Consider the following 3,905-nt stretch of genomic DNA (forward strand, 5'->3'; position numbering starts at 1 on the left):
TTAACTGGTTGTTAAGTTGTGCCCTTAACTGGTTGTTAAGTTGTACCCTTAACTGGTTGTTAAGTTGTACCCTTAACTGATTGTTGTCCGGCTGTTGCAGGTCTGGGGGTTGGGGCAGTCGATGAATAGCACTGCAAAGTTATTGAAAATATGCAAGGGGATTGAAGAATTCAGGATGCAAAGCTCCGAGTTTCGCTTGAAAGCCGGCTCCTGGGTCTTAAGGAGGCATAGTAATGAGTAGAACTGCACCGAAAACGTATATCACATCCGGGCATAGTGCCTGTCCGGGTTGTTGTGATGCTTTTGCTGCAAAATTTACACTTATGGGAGCAGGCCCTGACAGCATTGTTGTTAACCCTACTGGCTGCCTGGAAGTTACAAGTACGCCTTTTCCGCTGTCTTCATGGCAGGTTCCCTGGATCCACTCCCTCTTTGAAAACGGGGCTGCAGTAGCTTCAGGGATCGAAGCTGGCTTAAAAGCCCTTGGCAAAAAGAAAGATACTAAGATTATAGTTATTGCAGGCGATGGCGCTACTATGGATATAGGCTTCGGAGCTATTTCAGGTGCGTTTGAGCGGGGCCACGATTTTACCTACGTCTGTATGGACAACGAAGCGTATATGAACACTGGAGTCCAGCGCAGCAGTGGAACGCCCTATGATGCAAGCACAACGACCACTCCACCCGGGAAATTCTCCTTTGGAAACCCGCGCCCTAAGAAGAATATGCCTGCCATTATGGCAGCTCATGGCTCTCCATATGTGGCTACGACTTCCATAGGTTTCCCAAGAGACATGATTCGTAAGGTCAAGAAAGCAACTGAAGTCATGGGTCCCACCTACATCCATGCCCATGCTCCGTGTACAACAGGCTGGGGCTTTGATACCTCAAAGACCCTGGAGATTGCTAAACTTGCAGTTGAAACCTGTCTCTGGCCCATGTATGAGATGGAAAACGGGGAAATTACCCAGGTCAGGAAAATTAAGAACCCAAGGCCAGTCGAAGAATATCTGAGAGTCCAGAAAAGGTTCAAACACCTGTTCACCATGGTAGGCGGTGAAGACGAAATAAAGAAGATTCAGGCCATGGCAGACTGGAATATAAAACATTTCGGGCTTCAGTGAAGAATGAAGTTCCAGTATCCTGAATTTTTATTTTGAATCCACCCAGAGCGCCCTCATCGTTTCCCTTATTGCTTCTATCTTTTTTATATTAGCTTCATCATTTATGATATCGAGTTCATTGAAGGATTCAAGGGCTATCTTAGCTGCAATTGAAGCATCGTTCAGATATCTGTTTCCTGAATTGCTCACAATGGTCTGGAGGGCAGAGGCTGCCTGGAGAATCGCACTTTCCATGTTTTCATCCTCAGCTTTTTTTCCAACTTCTTCAATAGAGCTTGCGATATTTATTACCGTATTCTGGAGATTTTCATTCATGGCTGCGGCAGCCATTTCCTGAAGCATAAGCTCTATTCCCACTGCAGCTTCTTCAAGGTTCTTCTGAGCCGTAAGTTTTCCAATATCCCCAAGGCATGAGATACATATTGCCGCATTTTCCGAAAAATCTGGAACCTTCACCCCTGCAACCGCTTTTCCGATTTCTCCAAGTCCTATTATAACTGCTATAGTTTCTCTTTCCTTATTAAGGAGAGCTGCCGTATTCCCGCTTTTCCCGAGAACTGAAGCCGCTAGCTTGGCTACCATTTCCATCTGCTGTTTGGCAGCTATTTTTCCTATAGCTCCAAATGAAAGTAGAACTCGGACATCCATTTCCTGCATATTCTGCTCCATTGAGCATTGTAGCAGCTTTTCAAGGGCTTGAATAGCATTGACTGCGGCATTCTCCATTCCCTGGCGAGCAGCAGCCTTTCCTATTTCCTTTATGGAAACTACCGTTTTTTCAGCTTCTGGCTCTTTTCTCTCGTTCACATAGCCTATGCCGATTTCGGTCAGACAACTGAGAGCCTTGTTTACTCCTTCGTCAAACCTTTCTCTAACGGAATTTAAACCCAAGTTTACCATTTTGTCTTCTTTCTTTGAAAACATGGCATAAGACTCCTTTACAGTGGTTAGACCTTCTCATAAAAGACTTGCGAGAAGAGTTTCAGTACATATTATTCTCAAAAAGTATTTCATTTTTGTCAATTCCTACTCTACTTTATTTTTCTCACTTATTTTCCAGATACTCTTTATTTATGTTTTCCTGGATTCAAATATTTTCAGGTAATAGTGAGCTTTCAGACGGATTAATAAGTCATTAAACTGATAAACTCGTTAGATAAAATTGTTAAACTGGCTAGAAAAGGATCTTATTTCTCTTTATAAAGTATCCGTCAATTCGCTACCAGCAGGTTATAAAACATGCATTAAGAAGGCGATTTATCTGACGCAGGAAAGAAAAATTCAATCTCAACAATCCCAAGGCCAGACAGAAAAGGACTCATTCAGGTGTGAGCTTATAAGCTTTAATGAAGTCTTGCGGCTTTCCAGAATTCTTGCCCAAAAGGTCAAAGCTTCTGGCTATATGCCTGACCTGATTGTTGCTATAGGGAGAGGAGGCTATGTGCCTGGAAGGCTGGTTTCCGATTTTTTACTCTTCAATGACCTTACCTCAATGAAGATTGAACACTACTCAAGAGCTGCGGACATGCGGGAAGAAGCAAGGATAAAATTCCCTATTCCTGTGGATATAACAGGAAAAAAAATCTTGATTCTCGATGACGTAACCGATACAGGCGAGACACTTAATCTTGCAGTAGATTACGTTTTAAACCTTAATCCTGCATCTGTCAGGACTGCAGTGCTCCAGCATAAAATCTCCTCGAATTTCACGCCTGATTTTTATGCCCAGAAGGTTCTCAAATGGCGCTGGATCATTTACCCCTGGGCCAGGTATGAAGATCTGGCAGGGTTTGCAGAAAAAATTATTCAGAATAGGACCCTCGATCTCTCTCAAATTATAGCCGAGTTTAAGCACAGGTATGAACTGGATCTCAAGGAAACTGAACTTTTAAAAATTTTAAGCGATCTAACGGAAAGGGGTGAGCTTGAAAGCACAAAACAGGATAACAGAAAGCTATGGAGCATCAAGAAGTAGATACTTCATGAAAAGAGTTCTAATCAAAAAGATCTCGATAGAATTAACAGATCAATAGAATTAACAGATTAACAGAATTAACGGATCCATAGAACTCGTATAAAGGATAATTTCAGTTTAGTTTATTGCTGCTTATTCGTAAAAAGGAAAAAGAGAAGACTAAAGGGTATATAGCAAAATTTACAGAAGAAAGAAAAATAGCAGGTTAAAAGAGTTTTTTAACAAAAAAAAGAAGTCAATTGGACATGCCAAGGCAATTATTGCCTTGGCAAGGAAAATTGCAACGATAATATGGCATCTTATCGTAAACGATGAGATATACGAAGATAAAATTGGATATAAAAAAGGAGAAATTCAAAAGAGGAAGATTGTTGAGACCGAGATATTCTCAGTTGATGAACGAATAAAAATAATTAGTGAAATATTTGCAATAACGGAAAAAGGAGATGAAGAGAGCACGTGAGGAAGATTTTCTCATGTACTTTCATGCTAAATAATATACCTGATAACGATTTTCAATTCTCAAATTCGTCAGGAAAGCTAAGGATTTGCTTTATCAGAAAGGTTCACTTTTTAAATTTGATTAATTACTTCCGATTTATCCTTAGCCTTGACTTTTTAACTGATTGTCGGTTTTTCACTGATTTTTTGATTTAAGAGTTTCAATTAAAGAGATTCATTTATTTTCGGAGACTGTGATATATCCAAAACCGTTTGAAAGTTCAATACACGATACAGCAGCAAACGGCGCAAAAAGTTAAACATTGAGTAAGTTCCAATCTCATATTGGTATTGTGAAATAATCA

The 3,905-nt window shown here is 40.6% G+C and carries 3 protein-coding genes and 1 pseudogene; 3 read left to right on the forward strand and 1 reads right to left on the reverse strand.

All coding sequences use genetic code 11. From position 1 onward, the window contains the following. Window positions 1-233: 233 nt before the first annotated feature. Complete coding sequence (locus A9239_RS05650) at window positions 234-1,124, forward strand: thiamine pyrophosphate-dependent enzyme (protein WP_048117837.1); 891 nt, start codon at window positions 234-236, stop codon at window positions 1,122-1,124. A 27-nt stretch (window positions 1,125-1,151) separates the two neighbouring features. Here A9239_RS05650 and A9239_RS05655 read toward each other — a convergent pair whose 3' ends face one another. Next, entirely contained in the window at window positions 1,152-2,048 is an 897-nt protein-coding gene (locus A9239_RS05655) for a hypothetical protein (RefSeq protein ID WP_048117839.1), read from the reverse strand. A 430-nt stretch (window positions 2,049-2,478) separates the two neighbouring features. Here A9239_RS05655 and A9239_RS05660 point away from each other — a divergent pair, with 430 nt between their 5' ends. Both A9239_RS05660 and A9239_RS05665 read left to right on the forward strand, forming a co-directional pair. Continuing rightward, window positions 2,479-3,099 carry a phosphoribosyltransferase gene (locus A9239_RS05660; protein ID WP_080941632.1) on the forward strand — a complete coding sequence of 207 codons (621 nt, stop codon included), beginning with the start codon at window positions 2,479-2,481 and terminating at the stop codon, window positions 3,097-3,099. 187 nt (window positions 3,100-3,286) lie between these two features. Beyond that, a pseudogene (locus tag A9239_RS05665) lies at window positions 3,287-3,562 on the forward strand (IS110 family transposase); the annotation flags it as partial. Between the last annotated feature and the right edge of the window lie 343 nt (window positions 3,563-3,905).

This window comes from Methanosarcina sp. A14 (assembly GCF_001729375.1).
Lineage (GTDB): Archaea > Halobacteriota > Methanosarcinia > Methanosarcinales > Methanosarcinaceae > Methanosarcina > Methanosarcina barkeri.